General features: G+C 74.0%; 19 protein-coding genes. 10 read left to right on the top strand and 9 right to left on the bottom strand.

All coding sequences use genetic code 11. The features are described from left to right. Positions 1-152: 152 nt before the first annotated feature. From ABT369_RS23345 to ABT369_RS23355, 3 genes are read left to right on the top strand one after another with little or no spacing between them, the layout of a single operon-like run. Positions 153-515, top strand: coding sequence for a hypothetical protein (locus ABT369_RS23345; protein ID WP_350614863.1), 363 nt, complete (start codon positions 153-155; stop codon positions 513-515). Next, positions 508-963 carry a hypothetical protein gene (locus ABT369_RS23350; RefSeq protein ID WP_350614864.1) on the top strand — a complete coding sequence of 152 codons (456 nt, stop codon included), beginning with the start codon at positions 508-510 and terminating at the stop codon, positions 961-963. Before ABT369_RS23345 ends, ABT369_RS23350 begins: the two co-directional genes overlap by 8 nt. A 19-nt stretch (positions 964-982) precedes the next feature. Continuing rightward, complete coding sequence (locus tag ABT369_RS23355) at positions 983-1789, top strand: hypothetical protein (protein ID WP_350614866.1); 807 nt, start codon at positions 983-985, stop codon at positions 1787-1789. Positions 1790-1805: 16 nt separating this feature from the next. On the opposite strand, the gene ABT369_RS23360 is transcribed toward ABT369_RS23355, so the two are convergent. The 6 genes from ABT369_RS23360 to ABT369_RS23385 form a co-directional block, all read right to left on the bottom strand. Continuing rightward, entirely contained in the window at positions 1806-5117 is a 3312-nt protein-coding gene (locus ABT369_RS23360) for an error-prone DNA polymerase (RefSeq protein ID WP_350614868.1), read from the bottom strand. Next, positions 5117-6640: a DNA polymerase Y family protein gene (locus tag ABT369_RS23365; RefSeq protein ID WP_350614869.1), complete on the bottom strand. Its 1524-nt coding sequence runs from the start codon at positions 6638-6640 to the stop codon at positions 5117-5119. The genes ABT369_RS23360 and ABT369_RS23365 overlap by 1 nt, the downstream gene beginning before the upstream one ends. A gap of 8 nt (positions 6641-6648) precedes the next feature. Then, positions 6649-7359 carry a DnaE2-dependent mutagenesis accessory factor ImuA' gene (gene imuA', locus ABT369_RS23370; RefSeq protein ID WP_350614871.1) on the bottom strand — a complete coding sequence of 237 codons (711 nt, stop codon included), beginning with the start codon at positions 7357-7359 and terminating at the stop codon, positions 6649-6651. A 659-nt stretch (positions 7360-8018) separates the two neighbouring features. Beyond that, positions 8019-8558, bottom strand: coding sequence for a hypothetical protein (locus ABT369_RS23375; protein WP_350614872.1), 540 nt, complete (start codon positions 8556-8558; stop codon positions 8019-8021). Between the two features lie 578 nt (positions 8559-9136). Then, the gene (locus tag ABT369_RS23380) at positions 9137-9661 is read right to left on the bottom strand and encodes an SAV_6107 family HEPN domain-containing protein (protein ID WP_350614873.1); all 525 of its coding nucleotides are present in this window, start codon (positions 9659-9661) and stop codon (positions 9137-9139) included. Positions 9662-10367: 706 nt separating this feature from the next. Then, the gene (locus tag ABT369_RS23385; protein WP_350614875.1) at positions 10368-11408 is read right to left on the bottom strand and encodes a winged helix DNA-binding domain-containing protein; all 1041 of its coding nucleotides are present in this window, start codon (positions 11406-11408) and stop codon (positions 10368-10370) included. A gap of 183 nt (positions 11409-11591) precedes the next feature. Between ABT369_RS23385 and ABT369_RS23390 the strand changes: the two genes are divergently transcribed. Genes ABT369_RS23390 through ABT369_RS23415 form a run of 6 tightly spaced genes read left to right on the top strand, consistent with a single transcriptional unit; the run spans position 11592 to position 16572 of the window. Continuing rightward, on the top strand, positions 11592-12080 hold the full coding sequence (locus ABT369_RS23390) for a YbaK/EbsC family protein (protein WP_350614877.1): 489 nt from the start codon (positions 11592-11594) through the stop codon (positions 12078-12080). Between the two features lie 59 nt (positions 12081-12139). Beyond that, positions 12140-12796, top strand: coding sequence for a monooxygenase (locus ABT369_RS23395; protein WP_350614879.1), 657 nt, complete (start codon positions 12140-12142; stop codon positions 12794-12796). After that, positions 12793-13329: a GNAT family N-acetyltransferase gene (locus ABT369_RS23400; RefSeq protein WP_350614881.1), complete on the top strand. Its 537-nt coding sequence runs from the start codon at positions 12793-12795 to the stop codon at positions 13327-13329. Before ABT369_RS23395 ends, ABT369_RS23400 begins: the two co-directional genes overlap by 4 nt. Then, positions 13326-14057 (top strand): carotenoid biosynthesis protein, encoded by a 732-nt coding sequence (locus tag ABT369_RS23405; RefSeq protein ID WP_350614883.1) that lies wholly within the window; start codon positions 13326-13328, stop codon positions 14055-14057. The genes ABT369_RS23400 and ABT369_RS23405 overlap by 4 nt, the downstream gene beginning before the upstream one ends. After that, positions 14045-15139: a glycosyltransferase family 2 protein gene (locus tag ABT369_RS23410; RefSeq protein ID WP_502891810.1), complete on the top strand. Its 1095-nt coding sequence runs from the start codon at positions 14045-14047 to the stop codon at positions 15137-15139. Before ABT369_RS23405 ends, ABT369_RS23410 begins: the two co-directional genes overlap by 13 nt. Next, the gene (locus tag ABT369_RS23415) at positions 15127-16572 is read left to right on the top strand and encodes a phytoene desaturase family protein (protein ID WP_350614884.1); all 1446 of its coding nucleotides are present in this window, start codon (positions 15127-15129) and stop codon (positions 16570-16572) included. The genes ABT369_RS23410 and ABT369_RS23415 overlap by 13 nt, the downstream gene beginning before the upstream one ends. On the opposite strand, the gene ABT369_RS23420 is transcribed toward ABT369_RS23415, so the two are convergent. Next, positions 16559-16918, bottom strand: coding sequence for a hemerythrin domain-containing protein (locus ABT369_RS23420; RefSeq protein ID WP_350614886.1), 360 nt, complete (start codon positions 16916-16918; stop codon positions 16559-16561). The genes ABT369_RS23415 and ABT369_RS23420 overlap by 14 nt on opposite strands. A gap of 67 nt (positions 16919-16985) precedes the next feature. On the opposite strand from ABT369_RS23420, the gene ABT369_RS23425 reads away from it, so the two are divergent. After that, the gene (locus ABT369_RS23425; RefSeq protein ID WP_350614887.1) at positions 16986-17435 is read left to right on the top strand and encodes a MarR family transcriptional regulator; all 450 of its coding nucleotides are present in this window, start codon (positions 16986-16988) and stop codon (positions 17433-17435) included. A gap of 268 nt (positions 17436-17703) precedes the next feature. On the opposite strand, the gene ABT369_RS23430 is transcribed toward ABT369_RS23425, so the two are convergent. Both ABT369_RS23430 and metF read right to left on the bottom strand, forming a co-directional pair. Continuing rightward, a complete protein-coding gene (locus ABT369_RS23430) occupies positions 17704-18366 on the bottom strand; it encodes a CDP-alcohol phosphatidyltransferase family protein (RefSeq protein ID WP_350614889.1) in 663 nt (220 codons plus the stop codon). Next, complete coding sequence (metF, locus tag ABT369_RS23435) at positions 18353-19270, bottom strand: methylenetetrahydrofolate reductase [NAD(P)H] (RefSeq protein ID WP_350614890.1); 918 nt, start codon at positions 19268-19270, stop codon at positions 18353-18355. The genes ABT369_RS23430 and metF overlap by 14 nt, the downstream gene beginning before the upstream one ends. Between the last annotated feature and the right edge of the window lie 102 nt (positions 19271-19372).

The following is a 19372-nucleotide window of genomic DNA, read 5'->3' on the forward strand; positions in this document are numbered from 1 at the left end:
AATCCCGGAAATGTGCCAGTGGCGGGTAGCCGACAGAAGTGAACCATGCTCGCGGAGCAGGGCGTGTCCTACCTCCGGCCGAGACATCCGGCCGAGACATCCGGCCGGCACCTCCAGCCAGGGCATCCGGCGCGGCCCGATACGCTTCGGCCGTGATCGGGCCGCTGGCTGTCGCCACCCACGTGCTGTCGCTCGCGCTCGCCGCCTGGGCGTTCGTGGAGTTCTTCCGGCAGCGTGAGCCGTCCCGGCCGCTGTTCGCGGGCCTCTGGCTGGTCGAGGCGCTGGTGCTCGTGCAGGTCGTGGCGCTGGTGGTGCGGCTGGCGGGCGGTGGCGAGCCGCACGGCGGGGACCTCGTCACGCTCATCGGATACCTGCTCACCGCGGTCCTGCTCCCCCCGGCCGGCATCGTGCTGGCCCGCATGGAGCCGACCCGCTGGGGATCGCTGCTCATCGGCGCGGCGGCGGTCATCGTGCCCGTGCTCATCCTGCGACTCGGACAGATCTGGAATGGCTGACACACCCAAACCCACCGGCTCGACCGGCAAACCGCTGAACCGCGGCTTCGGGCGCGTGCTCGTGTTCGTCTACGGCGTCTTCGCGCTGTCGGCGAGCGCCCGGGCCGGCGTGCAGATCGGCACCAAGTTCTCCGAGGCCCCGCTGGCCTACTCGCTGTCCGCGCTGGCCGCGCTCGTCTACATCGTGGCCACCGTCGCCCTGGCCCGCTCCAGCGCCACCTCGCGCCGGGTCGCCTGGTTCGCGGTCGGGTTCGAGCTGCTCGGGGTGCTCGCCGTGGGCACCGCGAGCCTCGTGGACGGCAAGGCGTTCCCGGACGCGACGGTCTGGTCGGACTACGGACAGGGGTACGGGTACGTCCCCCTGATCCTGCCGTTCATCGGACTCTTCTGGCTGTGGCGCACGAAGCGACACGAACCCGTCGCGGAGACGACAGCGGCGAAGGGCTGACTGTCCCACCATTCGCGGCATGACCACTCTGCGCGGGCCGGCCATCATCATGTATCTGATTGCCGTCTTCGAGTTTCTCCTCGGCGTCGCCTTCATCGTGGTCGGGAGCTTCGTGCCCGTGGTGAGGACCACGTTCCTGCTGGTCGGCGTCGCGCTCGCGGCCACCGCCGTGATCCTGTTCGTGTTCGGGATGCGCTTGCACCGGCGGTTCCGCGAGGCCCGGGCGCTGCTCGAGCGCGAGGTACCGGGCACCGGGGAGGCCCCGGCGCTGCTCGAGCGCGGGGTACGCGGCACCGCGCAGGTGCTCGGCGCGCGCCAGACCGGGGTGTACGTGAACGAGCAGCCGCAGGTCGCCCTCCAGCTGCGCATCACCGCGCCCGGGCACGGCACCTACGACACGACGGTGAAGGAGTTCGTGCCGCTCATCGCGACCGGCATGCTCGCCGCCGGCCGCCCGCTCACGGTGCTCGTGGACCCGCTGGACCCGGCCAAGGTCTTGATCGAGTGGTCCTTCGCGGCGGCGCCGGCGCCCTTGGCCGTATCCGCGTTCACGAGGGAGCAGATCCTCGCCACGGGGCTTCCCGGCACCATCCGGGTGCTCGCCGCCGAGTTCGCGGGCAGCCTGGACGAGCAGGGGCGGCCGGTGTACTCGGCCCAGCTGCACGTCGCCGTCGAGGGCCGCGCCCCCGTCGCCGGGCCGGCCGTGTTCGCGGTGCCGCTCGATCGCGTCTCGGTGATGCAGCCCGGCGGCGTGATCCCGATCAAGGCGGACCCGTCCGACCCGATGAAGTTCGCGGCCGACTGGGACCGGCTCGCGACCGGGTGAGCGGGACCCGCGGGGCTCAGCGGAAGTCGCGGCTCGGGGAGCGGATCGGCAGGCTCAGCACCGCCAGGTGATCGGCCCGCAGGTTGAGCACGCCCTCGGCCTTCTCGAGCACCCCGCGGATCACCATCGCGTTCGCCGTCCGCGCGACCTTGCGGTACCGCTGCCAGAGCCCCGGCGTGCAGGTCACGTTCAGCATCCCGGTCTCGTCCTCGAGGTTGATGAACGTGACCCCGCCCGCCGTGGCCGGGCGCTGGCGGTGGGTGACGATCCCGCCGACCGACACCCGGCGCCCGGCCGAGACCCCGTGCAGGGCCTCGACCGAGACGGCGCCGATGGTGTCGAGGTAGGGGCGGGCGAACTGGGCCGGGTGCGCGTCCGGGGCCAGGCCGGTCGCCCACACGTCGGCGACCATCCGCTCGACCGCGTCCATCCCGGGCAGCATCGGGGCGTGCTGGCCGCCGACCGTGCCGGGCAGCCGGTTCGCCGTCTCGCGGGCCGCGGCGCCGGCCGCCCACAGCGCCTCGCGCCGGGTGAGCCCGAGGCTCGCGAAGGCGTCCGCGGTCGCCAGTGCCTCCAGGTGTACCGCCGACAGGCCGGCCCGCCGCGCGACGTCGGTCAGCGAGGTGTAGGGGCCGCCTTCCGCCCGTACCGCCGCGATGCGCTCGGCCACCGCGTCGCCCAGCGTGCGCACGGACGTGAAGCCGAGCCGTACGGCGGGGCCGCCGCGGCCCCAGTCGCGCGGGGCGTCCGCGATCTCGTCGAGGTGCTCCCCCTCCAGCGTCGCCGCCGCGGCGCTCGCGTTGATGTCGGGCCGGCGCACCTCCACCCCGTGCCGGCGGGCGTCGTCGACCAGGGACTGCGGCGAGTAGAAGCCCATCGGCTGGGCGTTGAGCAGCGCGGCGCAGAACGCGGCCGGGTGGTACCGCTTGAGCCAGGCGCTCGCGTAGACCAGGTAGGCGAAGCTCATCGCGTGGCTCTCCGGGAAGCCGTAGTTGGCGAACGCGGCCAGCTTGTCGAACAGCTCCGCGGCCAGCGGGCCGGTGATGCCGTTGCGGGCCATGCCGGCGAAGAGCCGGTCGCGGATCGCGCCCATCCGCTCCATCGAGCGCTTCGAGCCCATGGCCCGGCGCAGTTCGTCGGACTCGGCGGGGGTGAACCCGGCGACGTCGATGGCCATCTGCATGAGCTGCTCCTGGAACAGCGGCACGCCGAGGGTCTTCTCCAGCGAGGGCTTGAGCAGCTCGTGCGGATACGTGATCTCCTCCTGGCCGTTCTTGCGGCGGATGTACGGGTGCACGGAGCCGCCCTGGATCGGACCCGGTCTGATCAGGGCGACCTCGACGACCAGGTCGTAGAACTCGCGGGGCTTGAGCCGCGGCAGGGTCGCCATCTGGGCCCGGCTCTCCACCTGGAACACGCCCACGGAGTCGGCGCGGCAGAGCATGTCGTACACCTCGGGGTCGTCCAGGGGCATGTGCGCGATGTCCAGCTCGGAGTCGATCATCTCGAAGGCGTACCGCAGCGCCGAGAGCATGCCCAGGCCCAGCAGGTCGAACTTGACCAGCCCGACGGCCGCGCAGTCGTCCTTGTCCCACTGCAGGACGGTCCGGTTCTCCATGCGGGCGTGCTCGACCGGGCACACCTCGATCACGGGCCGGTCGCAGATGACCATGCCGCCGGAGTGGATGCCGAGGTGCCGCGGGAAGGTCAGCAGCTCGTTGGCGAAGTCCACGACGGGCTTGGGAATCTCCTCCACCTCGCTCACGGCTATGGCACCCCAGCGCTCGACCTGTTTGCTCCACGCGTCCTGCTGGCCCGGTGAGTGGCCGAACGCCTTGGCCATGTCGCGGACGGCGGACTTCGGGCGGTACGAGATGACGTTGGCGACCTGGGCCGTGAAGGTGCGCCCGTACTTGCCGTAGACGTGCTGGATGACCTCCTCGCGCCGGTCGGACTCGATGTCGATGTCGATGTCCGGCGGCCCGTCGCGCTCCGGGGACAGGAACCGCTCGAACAGCAGCCCCCACCGCACCGCGTCGACATTGGTGATCTTGAGCGCGTAGCAGACCGCGGAGTTGGCCGCCGAGCCCCGGCCCTGGCAGTAGATGCCGTTGTCGCGGCAGAAGGTGACGATGTCGTGGACCACCAGGAAGTACCCCGGAAAATCCAGCTCCTCGATCAGCGCCAGCTCGTGTTCGAGCTGCTCGTGGGCCTTCTGGTTGCCGGGGTACCGCTCCTTCGCGCCCTGCGCCGTGAGGTGGCGCAGCCACTCCATCTCGCTCACGCCGGGCCGGGGCACCGGGTAGGCGGGCAGGTTCGGGGCCACCAGCTGCAGGTCGAAGGCGAGCTCGCGGCCGAGTCTCGCCGCGTTCGGTACGGCATCCGGGAAGGCGGCGAACCGCCGGGCCATCTCCTCGCCGGAGCGCAGGTAGGCCGAGCCGGCGGCCGGGAGCCAGCCGTCGATCTCGTCGAGGCTGCGGCGGGCCCGGACCGCGGCCAGGGCGGTGGCGAGCCTGCGCTGCCGGGGCTGGGCGTAGTGGACGTTGTTGGTGGCCATGGTCGTGAGGCCGGGGTTCAGGCCGGCCAGGGCGTCGTTGCGCTCGTCGTCCAGGGGGTCGCCGTGTGAGGTCAGCTCGACGACCACCGACTCGGGGCCGAAGAGCGCGGTGAGCCGGTCGAGCTCCTTGCGGGCCGCGGCCGGGCCGTGTTCGAGCAGGGCCGCGGGCACCAGGCCCTTGCGGCAGCCGGTGAGCAGCACGACGTGGTCGCGCAGGGCGGCGGCCGTCTGCTCCAGGTCGTACACCGGGCGGCCCTTCTCGCCGCCGCGCAGGTGCGCCTCGCTGAGCACGCGGGAGAGCCGGGCGTAGCCCTCGGGGCCGCGGGCGAGCAGCAGCAGGTGCCGGCCGAGCGGGTCGGGCTCGCCGTTCTGCGGGCCGGGCAGGCCGAGGGAGAGCTCCGCGCCGAACACCGTGCGCAGCTCGAGCGCCCGGGCGGCCTCGGCGAAGCGCACGACGCCGTAGAAGCCGTCGTGGTCGGTGATCGCGAGCGTCTCCAGCCCCAGGCGCGCGGCGGTCTCGGCCAGGTCCTCGGGGTGGCTCGCGCCGTCGAGGAAGCTGAAGTTGCTGTGGCAGTGCAGCTCGGCGTACGGGACGGTCGATTTTTGATAGTGTATGTCTGGTTTCTGATACTCCGGGCGCTTGCGGGACCACGCCGGGCCGTCGCCGCCGTCGGCCGACAGGACGTCGGGGTGGTAGTCCGGGCCGGGCGGCTCCCAGCTCATCTGCTGCTGCAGCCGCTTCCACGGGATGTCGGGATTGGTGAAGCCCATCAGTCGTACATCGCTTCCATGAACCAGGATCCGTTCCGCAGTACCGCCAGGTAGGCGCGCTCGTCCTCGAGCTGGATCTGGAAGCGGGCCGCCCGTGTGGCCTCCTCCTCGTCCCACCAGCGCTCGTCGATCGGCCAGGGGCCGGCCCAGGCCTTGATCTCGACTGCCGGCTCGTCGGCGATCTGTGCGTATCTGGGGGGACTGCCCAGTTCCAGGCGGCCGCTGACCTGGACCCTCTGGTGGTGCTCGTCGAGGACCTCGGCGGGGAGGGGCTCGGGGTAGACGGTGGCGGGGCTCGGGCCCGGGACGCGGCCCGGCCACGGGGCCTCGGTGCCCCGCGCGACCCGCTCGTCGCCCCAGGCCACGAGGCGGATGCGGCTCTTGTCGGCGCGGCCGCCGTCGAGCACGGCGGTGAGCACGGCGTCGGGGCCGAGGAGTCCCTGGACGCGGCTCATCGCCCGGTGCGCCCGGTCGCGCTCCTCGCCGGCCTCGCCCCAGAGCCCGGGTTGCAGCCCAAGGTGCTCGACCACCCCTTCGGGAACAAGTCTGATTCTTACGATTCTTTTCTCTTGTCCGTTTTGCGCGAGCCGAACCCACCCCTCCAGCTGCCAGCGCAGGCGGTCGGCGACGGCGTTCACGCTCAGCAGGCCGTCGTGGCGCCAGGTGCGGACCAGCTCCTCGCCGGTCTCCGTGGTCGCCTCGATCGCCAGGCGGGTGCAGGCCAGCCCGTGCGAGGCGAGCCGGTCGTGCAGCCGCTCGGCGAGCCCCCGGGCGGCGAACGCGGCCGCGTCGACGCGCTCGATCGGCTCGTCGAACGTCTCGCTCACGTCGAGGTCGGGCGGCGTGCGGCGCGGGGCGAGGGGCCGCTCGTCGCGCCCGCCGGCCAGCCGGTGCGCGAGCGCCGCGTCGAACCCGAACCGGTCCAGCACGTCGGCCCCCGGCAGCGCCGCGAACTCCCCGAGCGTGTGGATGCCGAGCCGCCGCAGCAGGTCGACGAGGTTGGGCCGCCCGATCGCCGCGATGCTCAGCCCCGCCAGGAAGTCCGCGGTCTCGCCGTCCGGCACCAGGACGCCCGCCCGCGCGGCCAGCCCCGCCGCGAACGTGCCCTCGGCGATGCCGGCCTGCGCCTCGACGCCGCACTGCTGCGCGATCTGCTCGACGATCCGCTCGGCCGCGGCCGCCTCGCCGCCGTAGTACCGCGCGGGCCCGCGAGCGGCCAGCGCGCACGCCCCCGGCCGCAGCGCCTCGACCCCGGCCGCGATGCCCTCGACGGCCGCGAGGACCGGCTCGAACGCGAGCATGTCGCGGCCGGGGTCGTGCTCCAGCACGATCAGGTGGGGGCAGCGCCCCTGGGCCTCGCGCTTGCGCAGCCCGCGTTTCACGCCCTCCTCCCGCGCGGCCGGGGACGCGACGAGCACCCGGTTCGCGTGCAGGACGGCGACGGGCTCCTGCGCCGGGTAGCCGTCCACGATCTCGGCCGCCACGATCGGCCAGTCGGGACACCAGATCACAATCGTCCGCACGGCCCTCGTCACCCCACCCTGCGCAGCGGGCTGTTCTGCACCGCGTCGTTCCCGGCCCCGGCCACCGCCGGCCTGCTCTCCGCCGACCCGGCCACCGCCGGCAGCACGCCCGAGACCTCGGGAAGCCGCAGCGTGACCTCGCGCGGCGCGGCGGCGGACCCGCGCCCCCGGGCCTGAATGGTGAGCTCCCGGGCCCGCAGGCGCCCACGCCCAGCCCCGAGCCCGGCCCAGGCCCGGCGAATCGGCGCGAGGACCAGATCGGCCCCCGCCCACGACCCGGCGGGCATGAGCACACTCCCCCGCTGCCGGGCCCGGGCCGCCAGCCGCGACGCCACGACGGGCGCGATCGGCCCCGGCGGCGCCGCGACGACGATGTCGAACCCGTCGAGCAGCGCGGCCACGATGGTGGTCCATTCGGTACCGGGATGCGGCACCAGCGCGAGCCGCTCGAGCGCGATCCCCATCTCGGCGGCCGCGACCGGGCTGAGCGCCGGCAGCCCGACGACCGCGCACCAGGACCCGCTCCTCGATGCCGCCGCGAGCAGGGCGAGCAGCACGGAGGAGGTGTGCACGGCCACGGTCGCTCCGCGGCGCAGCCCGCCGCCTGGGAGGAGGTCCCGCAGCCCGGCGAGCACGGGCAAGGTCTTCGCGCCGGCGAGGATCTCGGCATCGCGCTCGCCGGCCGTACGCACCACGCCGCCCAGCCCTGCGGCCTGCACGACCTGCCGCCCCGCGGCCCGCCGTCTCCCAGTGCTCTCTGCGCTCTCGGCGCTTCGGCGCTCCCCGACGATCTCCGCGCTTTCCCGGCTTGTGAGGCTCTCGGGGCTTCGGCGCTCCCCGACGGTCTCCGCGTTGCTCTGTTTTGCGGGGATTTGGGCGCTTCGGCGCTCTCCGACAGCCTCCGCGTTGCCCCGTTTTGCAGGGCTTTGGACGCTTCGGCGCTCTCCGGCGGTCTCCGCGCCGCCGCGTCTTGCCGGGCCTGCCAGTCCGGCGGACGTCGCCGCGCCGATGGCCGTGACTGTGGCCCCGCCCTTGTCCCGGCCGGCCAGCTGGCGCACGAAGGCCCGGGCCTCCCCCAGCGCCCCACCGGGTTCCGCCCGCCCGCCCCCGGACTCCGCGGCCGCCGAACGATCGAGGCGCCGGGCGGCCCGGCCCCCGACGACGCTGATCGTGGACCAGTCGTCATCCTCGGGGCGCACGTCGTCGTACGCCCCGCCCTCGAACTCGGCGCCCACCGAAGCCGATGTGCCAGCCACGGCTCCTTGCTCCCCCACATGTTGTGCTACCCGGCCTCCCGGCGAATCCCCGGAAGATAAGTCTGCATAAATACGGGCAAATCGCCCTCAGCTCGCCGCGCTACCTGGCGACGAGCGACCGCTCAGTCCTCGCGCTCGCCGCCGGCGGATTCGCCCGGCGGCGCGGTGAGGAATCCGGGCCACGCGGCCCCGGGCGGAACGAACCACACAGAGACCGAGCCCTCGGGCGGGGCCACGACCGGCGCGTACACGACGGTGGGGGCCATCGGCACAAACGCAGGAACGGACACGCCAACATCAAGCACCGAGACCCCGGCCACGGCAACACCACGCCCGCCCGCAGCGACCGACCGCACCCCGGACACGTCGGCAACGCGCTCGGCCGCGCCGACCGACCGCACCACGGATGCGTCAGCAACGCGCTCGGACGCAGCAACGTCGAACGGCCGGACCCTGGCCACCGGCTGCACTCCAGACACGGGGGCGCCGAACGGTTGCACTGCCCCGAGAATTCCGGACGCAACCACGCGATCGTCACATTCGGAGCCGGACTCGAACTCGATCGGCGGCTTGAACTCGACCGCGGGAACAGCCCGAGGCGCGACGACGGATGCTTCACCGCCCGCGACGGACTCGGACAGCGACACGAACGCGGCGAGCACCGGCACAGCCGAATGCGGCGCGACGAAGACCGGCCGCGTCGCAGCATCAGAGGCCACTGCCCCGACGGGCCGGGCCGCAAGAACGCCGCCCGCGACTCGACCGGCAGCCAAGGCGACCTGCTCCTGACCCGGCACTGCTGCAGGAGCCACGGACACGGGGGCCGGGCGCGCCGCAGGCTCGGAGGGCGAGGAGGCGATCACGCTCGGGCCCGGCACCGAGCCGGAGCGCGAGAAGACGGCCGAAACCGATCGCGCGGCCCGTCCAGACGCCGACGAGCCCGGCGCGCTCCTCGCACTTGAGCGCGGCCCGGCACTGGTCACCGAACGGCGCGGCGCCAGATCGGTGCACTCCGGCGCGACGGGCGTCGAGGATCGGGCGGACGCCGCGGAATGAGCGGGAGCCGGGGAGCTGACGGGCGTGCGGGCCGAAGAGCTTGACGCGCTCCTCGTGCCCGGGCGTGGGCCAGCGCCGGCCGCGGTGTGATCCGGGGCCGGGGCGCTGGGTGGGGCCGGGGGCTCGGGTGGCGACGAGCGCGGGCGGCTGGTGGTGGCGGGCACGGGCTTGGCGGGACGGCGGGTCAGCTGGCCAGGCCTTCGAGCCTCGGCTGGTATGAGTAGCCGAGGGCGACCTCGATGACGGCGATGAACTGCTCCGCGGAGCGCATCAGGTCGTCGGCCTCACGGGCGGTGACCACGCGCGGGATGCCGGCCTCGGCCGCGGAGCGCTTGCTCGCGGTCGAGGCGAAGAAGGCGGACCACTCGCTCAGCTCCGGGGCGACCAGGACCAGCAGGGACCAGACGCTGGTCACTCGGCTGCGGCGGCCGGGGGCGGCGGGGACGGCTCGGGCGGCCAGGACCGCGGCGGCCGCGCGCAGGGCGGCCAGGTGGGCGGTCGCGTAGCGCATGCCGTCGGCGCGGATCTCGGCGGCCTCTTCCAGGCCGTGGCGGGCCATGGTGAGCAGCTCGCGCGGGGTGCGGTGGGGAAGCGCGTGCGCGGGGATCGGGAGCTGCCGGCGGGACGCACCGCCGTCCGGCCCGGCGGTCGAGGCGGGGGCCGGGAAACGACTGATGTTGGACGAGCTGGTCGATCGGTTCGTCGGCATCGGTGCTCTCCCTCGGTGGTGCGTCGGCAGGGTCGTGCCTGCGCCTGTGGGTTGCGCGTGGTGCGCATGCCGGGCCGTCGCGGGGGGAGTCGCGACCGCCTGGCGGTGTGGATCAGTCCTCGCCGGTCGGGCGAAGCTGCGGAGCCTCGGCCGCGGGTGCGCGGGAGTCGGCCGGAGCCGTCTTCCAGTCACGCCGCGGGATCGGGATGGAGCGGTGGAGCCCGGGGAACGGATGAAGTTGTAGGTCGAGCGAGTGCCGGTCCGCGACTGCGACGGCGTGCCGGTCGGGTGTGGAGCTTCCCCACACCACACCCGACCGGCTGGGTCGCCGTTCGCCGCCCGGGGGTCGTGGACGGCGAACGGCGGCCCCGCCTGAGGCCAGACCCGCGAAAATCCGGCCTCCGCGGTGTCGCGGACCGCGCTCGGGATCAGCGCCGCGAATCGCTTTCCCGAAGCAGTTCGAACATTCGTTCGATGGATTAAGAGTACACCGCGGGGTTCGTGCGCGGCAGTGTTTGGGGCAGGTTTTTCGAACATCCGTTCGGGTGATCATCCCTGCGGCCGAGCGGCAGCACGGGAGCCGAGGTCAGAACCCGAGCGCGACGACGGCCGGACGAGGTCAGAGCCCTGGCGCGATGACGGCTGGACGAGGTCATGCAGGTCAAGGCCAAGGTCAGGGCCGGGGCGCGACGACTACTGAGCGAGGTCATGCGTCCTCCCAGGCCGGGGTCAGGCGCTCGCCCAGGAAGCGGGCCATGTCCGCGACCTCGGCCTCGATGGCGCCCCGCACCTTGCCCGGCAGGCGGCCGGCGGTGAACGGCCGGAGCACGACCCGCCGGCCCGAGCGGCGCCACACGCCGGCGACCTGGCCGTCGACCAGGAAGGTGGGGGCGATCAGGCCGCCGCCCGCGTTGACGCGGCGGACGTGTTCGGGAGGCAGGACGAAGGCGCGGTCGTGGTACCCCAGCAGGACCGCGTCGAACTGGCCCAGCAGCCGCGCGGGCGGGACAGCCGCGGCCAGGCCGGCGGGGTCCGAGCACAGGGTCAGGGCGCGCCGGGCGGTGGGCAGCGGCAGGCCTGACCAGGTGGCGAGGTCGGCCTCGTTCGCGGGGCCGTAGCCGAGCAGGTAGCGCCGGGCCAGCTCGGCCAGGGCCGCGTCGCCGGGGAAGCGGCGCGGGCCGCCCGTCGCCGGCGCGGCGCGGATCTCGCCGGCGAGGAGCACCGTCGGGCGGCCGCGCACGTCGGGGCCGCGGCAGACCAGGCCCTCGGAGGCGGCGCAGGCCACCAGGTGGGCGGGCGCCTGGCCGGACTCCTCGACGCGCACGCCGCGGCGCACCAGGCGGGTGATCAGCTCGGCGCGGTCCATCGGGCCCGCGCCGGCCAGGATGCCGGGCAGCTCGGCCAGGGCCTGCTCGACAACCTCGTCGACGACACCGAGCTCCTCGCGCCGGCGCTGCCCCGCGGCCCGGTTGAGCGGGCCGAAGAGGTCGGTCAGCCAGCCGAGGTCGGCGGCGGCGACCAGGTGCAGGGTGCCGCGCATCAGCCAGGTGCGGGCCAGCTCGCCGCGGGCCAGGGCGCCGTCGACGTCGGCGGCGGTCACGTCCCGGGTGCGGGCCCGCACGGCGAGGCGGGCCGCGGGCCAGGACTGCGCCTGCACGCCCACCAGCCGCTCGACCGCGGCCAGCGCGCCGTCCGCGGGTGGCCCGGACAGCAGCTGGGCCCGCATCCGCCGCGCCCCCACCGTCATATCCGCACCATAGCGGCGGGGTACGACAAAAATACGAGGCCGCGGTAATGGACATATCGCCCAGCGCCGTATAAATCCGATATGTCGGCCGGTTCGGCCGCGAAGCGGCCGACATATCGGCACCAAGCGAGCGACGACCAAGGCCCGGAGGCCGGCCGAAGCAGGGAAGGCAAGATAGAAGGCATGCAGCCTCATCCCAACGTCCAGGCGATCCAGGACGCGCTCGACGCGGCCGGGGCCCGCGACGAATCCGGCCGCCCGTGCCAGGTCAAGGTGCTCACCGAGCCGGTCCACACCGCCGCCGCGGCCGCCGCCGCGCTCGGCATCGAGGTGGGCCAGATCGCCAACTCGCTGATCTTCAACGCCGACGGGGAGCCGCTGCTCGTGCTCACGTCCGGCGCGCACCGGGTCGACACGGCCAAGGTCGCCGCGCTGCTCGGCATCGCCAAGCTCAAGCGCGCCGAGCCGGACTTCGTGCGCGTCAACACGGGACAGGTCATCGGCGGGGTGTCGCCGCTGGGGCACCCGAAGCCGCTGCGCACGCTGGTGGACGTGGATCTCGGGCAGTACGGCGAGGTCTGGGCCGCGGGCGGCATCCCCCAGGCGGTCTTCCCGATCACGTACGCGGAGCTGGTGCGCATCACCAGCGGTACCGCCGCCGAAGTGGCGTGACCGTCCGGCTGCACGTGTGGCGGGTGCCGAAGCGCGCGATCCCGGCGATGTTCTGGTCCATGGCGTTCGACCGGCGGCGGGTCCGGCGCACGGCCGAGTTCGCGAAGCTGCTCGGCACCGGCAGGGGCAGCGAGTTCGGGGTGGGCTCGGCCGACCTGACCCGATGGGCCGCTCTGGTGGCCGGGGACGCGGCCACGGTACCGCCGATGCGTGGCGCGATCTCGAGCTGCACCCTGACGCTGGAGCCGATCGCCGCCCGCGGGACGTGGTCCGGAAGGTCGCCGTTCACGCCAGTGCAAGCCGGAAAGCCGGTGCAAGCCGGAAAGCCGGTGCAAGCCGGAAAGCCGGTGCAAGCCGGAAAGCCGGTGCAAGCCGTTAAGGACGACGGGCCGGTCGCGGTGCTCACACGAGCGCGACTGCGGCCGCGGCTCGCGAGAGCGTTCTGGAAGTCCATCGAAGGGATCGCCGTCGACGGGGCCGAAGGGCTCCACTGCGCCTTCGGCTTCGGCGAGGCCCCCGTAGGATTCCAGGGCACGATGAGCGTCTGGCGCTCCGCGGCGGACGTCGTGCGGTTCGCGTACCGTCGGCCCGAGCACGCCGCGGTCGTGACGCGCACGGCGGAGCTGGGATGGTATGCGGAGGAGCTGTTCGCCCGCTTCCGTGTGCTCGGCATCGACGGCGACCGACAGGTGATCGGGTGGAGGGACGGCCAGTGAGGCTCGTGCGGTGGCGAGGCGAGGACCTGCTCGAGCGGCTCGATGACGTCATCGCCGTCTACGGGGAGGCGATGGGGTACTCCGTGCAGCTGCTGCAGACCCGTCGCGGCTACGTCGCCGGGCACACCCGCCGGGACTCGTTCGAGGCGGTCGCCACGCTCGACGACGACGGCAACCTGCTCGGCTTCGGCTACGGCTACCGCGGCACCAGCGGCCAGTGGTGGCACGACCAGGTGCGCAACGCGCTGCGCCGCGACGCGCGCAAGCTCTGGCTGACCGACTGCTTCGAGCTGGTCGAGCTGCACGTCCGCCCGCACGCGCAGGGCAACGGCATCGGGGCCCGCCAGCTGCACGACCTGCTCCAGCGCGCGGCGCACCAGACCGTGCTGCTGTCCACCCCGGAGGCGCCCGAGGACACCTCGCGGGCGTGGCGGCTGTACCGCCGCTTCGGCTTCGTCGACGTCCTGCGCCACTTCAACTTCCCGGGCGACGACCGCCCCTTCGCCGTGCTGGGCCGCCGGCTGCCGCTGTGAGACCGATCTGGGCGCTGTTCGGCGCCCTCGTGCTCGCGGAGATCGCGTACCCGCTGACCGGCGGCCCCGCCCGCACCGCGCTCGTGGTCGCCACCGTCGGCCTCGGGTACGTCGTGTCGGTCGCGCACGCGTGGGTGACCCGCGGCCCGCGCACCGCCGGCGCCCTGGTGCTCGTGACGACCGGCGGCGGGTTCCTCGTCGAGGCGATCGGGCGCTCGACCGGCTACCCGTTCGGCGACTACGACTACACCGGCGCGCTCGGCCCGCGACTGCTCGGCGTGCCGCTGGTCATCCCGCTGGCGTGGACGTGGATGGCGTGGCCCGCGTGGGTCGCCGCGGGGCGGTTGACCGCGCGAACCGGTGCCCGCATCGCCGTGGCCGGCGTCGGGCTCGCGGCCTGGGACCTGTTCCTCGATCCCCAGATGGTCCGGCAACGGTACTGGCTGTGGCACACGGACTCGCCCGCCCTCCCCGGCGTGGCGGGCATCCCGCTCACCAACTACCTCGGCTGGCTGGTCGTGGCCGTCGCGCTCATGGCCCTGCTGCACGCCGCGGCGGGAGCGAAGCCCGGCAACGACGCGCCCATGTACGCGATGTACCTGTGGACGTACGCCTCGAGCATCCTGGCCCATGCGGTCCTTCTCGGGCTCCCCGCGTCGGCGGCCTGGGGAGCCCTGGGCATGGGGCTCGTCGCGATCCCGCTGGCGGTGCGGCTGTGGCGCTCCTGATCGCCTGCGCGGCCCTGCTCGCGCTGCTGGTCCACACGCTCGTGAACGCCCGCCTCCTACGGCGCCCGATTTCCACAGCGGACTCCCCAGTGGACTCCGCGGCCGACTCCGTGGCGGTGCTCCTGCCGCTGCGCGACGAGGCCGGGCGGGTGGAGCCGTGCCTGCGCGCGCTGCTGGAGCTGCCGCCCGCCGTACGCCTGCTGATTCTTGACGACGGCTCGTCCGACGGCACCGCGGAGCTGGTGCGGCGCGTGGCCGGGGACCGGGTGACGCTGCTGGCCGGGCGCCCGCTGCCGCCGGGCTGGCTGGGCAAGCCGCACGCGTGCCAGCAGCTCGCCGACGCCGCCGGTGACGCGACGGTCCTGGTCTTCCTCGACGCCGACGTCGTGCTCGCCCCGGACGCCGTCGACCGCGCGACCGTCCTGCTGCGACGGTCCGATGTGGACCTGCTCAGCCCGTACCCGCGGATCGAGACCGGCACCGCGGGCGAGCGCCTCGTCCAGCCGCTGCTGCAGTGGTCCTGGCTGACGTTCCTGCCGCTGCGGGCCATGGAGCGCTCGCCCCGCCCGTCGCTGGCCGCGGCCGGCGGGCAGTTCCTCGTCGTGCGCCGGGACGCGTACGTGCGCGCGGGCGGCCACGCGGCGGTGCGGGACAAGGTGCTGGAGGACATCGAGCTCGCGCGGGCGGTCAAGCGGGCCGGCGGGAAAATCGCGCTCGCGGACGGCTCGGGGCTGGCGCGCTGCCGGATGTACGACTCCTGGAGCGAGCTCGCCGAGGGCTACTCGAAGTCGCTGTGGGCCTCGTTCGGCTCGCCCGCGGGCGCGGCGGCGGTGCTGGGGCTGCTGCTGGCGCTCTACGTCGTGGCGCCCGCGTCCGTCCTGTTCGGACAGTGGTGGGGGCTGCTGGCGTACGGCCTGGGCGTGGCTGGCCGCGTCGTGAGCGCCCGGGCGACCGGCGGCCGCGTGCTGCCCGACGCCCTCGCCCACCCGGTGTCGGTGCTGCTGTTCGCCTGGCTGGTGGTGCGCTCGTTCGCGCGCCGCGGCCGCACGACGTGGAAGGGCCGTCCGACGTGGCAACTGTAGTCGTGGTGGGGGCCGGGGTCGGCGGGCTGGCCGTCGCGGCGCGGCTGGGCGCGGCCGGGCACCGGGTGACCGTGTTCGAGCAGGCGGAGACGGTCGGCGGCAAGCTGGGGCGGCACGTGCGCGAGACCGATGCCGGGACGTTCCGCTTCGACACCGGGCCGAGCCTGTTCACGCTGCCCCAGGTCGCGGCCGAGCTCTTCGCCTCGACGGGCGGCGGCGGGCTGGACCTGGTGCCGCTCGACCCCATCGTGCGCCACCACTTCCCGGACGGCTCCACCCTCGACTCGGCCGCCGGGGACGCGTTCGCCGAGCGGATCGCCGCGGCGTTCGGGGCCGGCGCGGCGGCGGACTGGCGGCGGCTGTGGCGGCGGGCCGGGCGGGTGTGGGCGACGTCCTGGCGGCACGTGCTGACCGCGCCCGTGGATTCCCCGCTGCGGATGGCCGGCCTCGCGTGGCGCCTGCGCGACCTCGCCGCGATCGCGCCCGGGCGCACGCTGCGCGGGCTGGGCCGCACGCACCTGCGCGACCCGCGGCTGCGGATGCTGCTGGACCGCTACGCGACGTACACGGGCGCCGACCCCCGCCGCGCCCCGGCCGCGCTGCTGGCGATCCCGTTCGCGGAGCTGGAGTTCGGCGGGTGGTACCTGCGCGGCGGCCTCGGCACCCTCGCCGACGCGCTGCTCGAGCGCTGCCTGGAGCGGGGCGTGCGCGTGGTCACCGGGGCCGCGGTGCGCTCGATCGCCGTGGCCGGCTCCCGCGCGGCCGGCGTGGTCCTGGCCGACGGCACCGAGGTCCCCGCCGACGTCGTGGTGGCCAACGCCGACGCGCTGCACGTGTACCGCGACCTGCTCCCCCGCCCGCGCCTGGCCCGCCGCCTGGAGACGCGCAGCCTGGGCGGCTTCGTGCTGCTGCTCGGCCTGCGCGGGCGCACCCCGGGCCTGGCCCACCACACGGTCTTCTTCCCGCGCGACTACGACGCCGAGTTCGACGCCATCTTCGGCAGCCCGCCCCGCCCCGTCGAGGACCCGACGGTCTTCGTCACCGCCGCCGACGACCCGCTCGTGCGCCCGGACGGCCACGAGGGTTGGTTCGTGCTGGTGAACGCGGCCCCGCAGGGCGCCGTCGACTGGACCGCCGCCGGGGACGACTACGCGGAGCGGGTGCTCGGGGTGCTGGCCGCGCGGGGGTACGACGTGCGCGACCGCCTGCTCTTCCGCGACGTGCTCACCCCGGCCGACCTGGAGCGGGCGACGCGCTCCCCCGGCGGCGCGATCTACGGCACGGCGAGCCACGGCCTGGGCGGCCTCCTGCGCCCGCCGAACCGTGCCCCAGTGCCGGGCCTGTTCCTGGTGGGCGGGTCCGTGCACCCCGGCGGCGGGCTGCCCCTCGTCATGCTCTCGGCGAAGATCGTGGCCGGGCTCATAGGCGGCTGATCAGCGGTACCAACTCCGCTTCCTCGACCGCGAAGTGCTCCTCGAGCTCGGCCGCCATGCGCTCCAGCGTGTCGGTGTCCGGCTCCGCGGCGATCTGGCTCGCGATGCGCCGGTGGTCGTCGCGCAGCCGCGCGATGAGCGGGGCGGCCTGCGGGAACGCGCGCTCGATGCGCGGGAACACGGCGTCCTCGTTGCCGTGGTGCCCGCTGAGCGCGGCGCAGAACGCGAGGCAGTGCGCCCGGGGATCGCGCCGGGCCGCGGCGAGGTCCCGGCGGAGCATGTCGTGGATCGCGGCGAGCTGCTCGCGGGCGGCCCGGACCCGGTCCGGCTCCGGCTCGTCGGTCATGATGGGTTCGCCTTCGCTTTGTTGATGAATTTGCTTTGATTGCAAAGCTACTTTGAGGAGCAAGACAGTGTCAACGTCGGTCGATGACGCCGTCCGCACCCTGCTGCTGCTCATGCCGCGCATGGTCGGCCGGGCCAAGCGCACGCCGCCCCCGCCCGAGCTGGCATCGTTCAACCTGGCGCCGCGGCACTTGTCGCTGCTGTCGTACCTGCTGCTGGAGGGCGCGCTGGGCGTCGGCGAGCTGGCGGCGCGGCTCGAGGTGGCGCCGGCGACGGTGAGCCTGATGGTGGGCGACCTCAGCCGGAAGGGGGTGCTGCGGCGGCGGGAGGACGACGCGGACCGGCGGCGGACGATCGTGAGCATCGCGCCGGAGCATCATGCGGCGATCGACGGCTGGCTGGGGCGGGGCGCCGCGGCGTGGCGTGTGGCGCTGGGGCCGCTGAGCGACGAGCAGCGCGCGCTGGTCGTGTCGACGCTGCTGGCCTTCGAGCGCGCACTGGGCGCCGACGCGGACTGAGCCCGCCGCGGCTCGTCCCGCTGAGCGACGGACCGCGCGCTGGTCGCGTGGATGCCGCTGGCCGTCGAGCGTGGGCACTGACGCTCGCCCCGCTCGACGGCCGGCTGGGCGAGGACGGACCCGCCGAGCGACGAGCGGCTCGCCCTCGCCGCGTGGATGCTGCCGAGCCCTGGACGCGCTCCGATTCCGCGGAATCGGATTTATGGGCCGACGGGGTATAAGTCAGATAAGTCGCGGCACGAAGTGCCCGACTTATCGTCTCCGCACCTCACCGCAGGGCCCGGCGGACCGCTCGCAGGAGCTGTGCGAAGCCGACCACAGTGATCAGCAGCGCCGCGGCCATCGTGACCGTCGACGCCCGCGGCTCCACGAGGGTCGCCAGCAGGCCGAAGATCGTGAGCAGGACTCTCGTCGGGCGCTCGGCGACGGTCACGGTGCCGATGTCCGTCATGCCGGCGATCGAGGCGCGGGCCCGGACGTACTCGTGCAGCCACATCGCGCCGCCCGCCGCGACGGTCAGCCAGACCGGGGCGCCCAGCAGGGCGAAGGCCAGGAGCCAGGCGGCCTCCGACACGCGGTCGGCGGCGGAGTCGTAGACCTGGCCCAGACGGCTCGCGCGGCCGGCCAGCACCGCCAGCACGCCGTCGATGGTGTCGGCGAACGCGGAGAGCAGGACCAGTACGGCCGCCCAGAACGGGCCGCCGGGGAGAAAGGCGGCCACAGGCGGTACCGCGGCCGAGAGCAGCAGGCCGAGGGACGTCACGGCGTTGGGGCTGCGCACGCCCGCCCGCAGCAGGGCCGTGCCCAGGGCGTGGCTCAGCCGCAGCCAGCCCCGGACCAGGGACGGGGCCGTGCGCGGGTCGTAGCTGCCGTGGGCGGCGGACCAGCGCTCGCAGTATCCGTCCCAGTCGAGGGGTTCAGGCCCGCGCACCGACGCCGAGCTGCTGCCAGACCTCGCGGGTCGCGGTCGAGCGGTTGAAGGTGATGAAGTGGATGCCGGGCACGCCCTCGTCGAGCAGGCGCTGGCTCATCTCGGTGCAGTGGTCGATGCCCAGGCGGCGCACGGCCTCCGGGTCCTCGGCGACGCGCTCGAAGCGCTCGAACAGGGCCGCCGGGAACGGGGCGCCGGTCAGCTGCTGAGAGCGGGCGATGGTGCCGATCTTGGTGACCGGCATGATCCCGGCGACGATCGGCGTGGCGCACCCGGCCGCGGCGACCCGGTCGCGCAGCCGCAGGTAGTCGTCGACGTCGAAGAACATCTGGGTGATCGCGAAGTCGGCGCCGGCCCGGCATTTGCGCACGAAGTTGGCGGTGTCGGACTCGACGTCGGCCGAGCGGGGGTGCTTGTAGGGGAACGCGGCCACGCCGATGCTGAAGTCCCCGGCCTCGCGCACGAGCCGGACCAGGTCCTCGGCGTAGAGCACGCCCTCGGGGTGGCGCACCCACTCCGCCGTCGGGTCGCCGGGCGGGTCGCCGCGCACGAGCAGGAAGTTGCGGATGCCGGCCCCGGCGAGCTGGCCGATGACGTTGCGCAGCTCGGCGATGGAGTGGTTCACGGCGGTCAGGTGCGCCATGGGCAGCAGCGTGGTCTCGGTCGCGACCCGCTCGGTGACGGCGACCGTCGTGTCGCGGGTGGAGCCGCCGGCACCGTAGGTGATCGACACGAACGACGGCTGCAGCGACTCGAGCTCACGGATCGCCTGCCACAGCTGCCGCTCCCCCTCGGGCGTCTTCGGCGGGGAGAACTCGAACGAGAAGGTCGGGCCCTGGTTCGCGATCAGTTCACCGATCGCGGCGGGTCCGCCGGCCATGACAGAGGGAAGTCCGAGAGCCACACTCCAGACTGTAGTGCCCCGAGCCCGTCGATGAGCACTCCCGTTCTCGCGGGGAACCTGTCGTACCCCTGGGGTATAAGGAGGGTGGACATTGCTTCGGGT

This window comes from Dactylosporangium sp. NPDC000244 (assembly GCF_040300725.1).
In the GTDB taxonomy this organism is placed as follows: Bacteria; Actinomycetota; Actinomycetes; order Mycobacteriales; family Micromonosporaceae; genus Dactylosporangium.

Bases quoted from the DNA above. Each gene is read 5' to 3' on its own strand.
- ABT369_RS23350 (WP_350614864.1), top strand. From the start codon at position 508: ATGGCTGACACACCCAAACCCACCGGCTCGACCGGCAAACCGCTGAAC.
- ABT369_RS23355 (WP_350614866.1), top strand. From the start codon at position 983: ATGACCACTCTGCGCGGGCCGGCCATCATCATGTATCTGATTGCCGTC.
- ABT369_RS23360 (WP_350614868.1), bottom strand. From the start codon at position 5,117: ATGGGCTTCACCAATCCCGACATCCCGTGGAAGCGGCTGCAGCAGCAG.
- ABT369_RS23380 (WP_350614873.1), bottom strand. From the start codon at position 9,661: ATGCCGACGAACCGATCGACCAGCTCGTCCAACATCAGTCGTTTCCCG.
- ABT369_RS23385 (WP_350614875.1), bottom strand. From the start codon at position 11,408: ATGACGGTGGGGGCGCGGCGGATGCGGGCCCAGCTGCTGTCCGGGCCA.
- ABT369_RS23390 (WP_350614877.1), top strand. From the start codon at position 11,592: ATGCAGCCTCATCCCAACGTCCAGGCGATCCAGGACGCGCTCGACGCG.
- ABT369_RS23395 (WP_350614879.1), top strand. From the start codon at position 12,140: ATGGCGTTCGACCGGCGGCGGGTCCGGCGCACGGCCGAGTTCGCGAAG.
- ABT369_RS23420 (WP_350614886.1), bottom strand. From the start codon at position 16,918: ATGACCGACGAGCCGGAGCCGGACCGGGTCCGGGCCGCCCGCGAGCAG.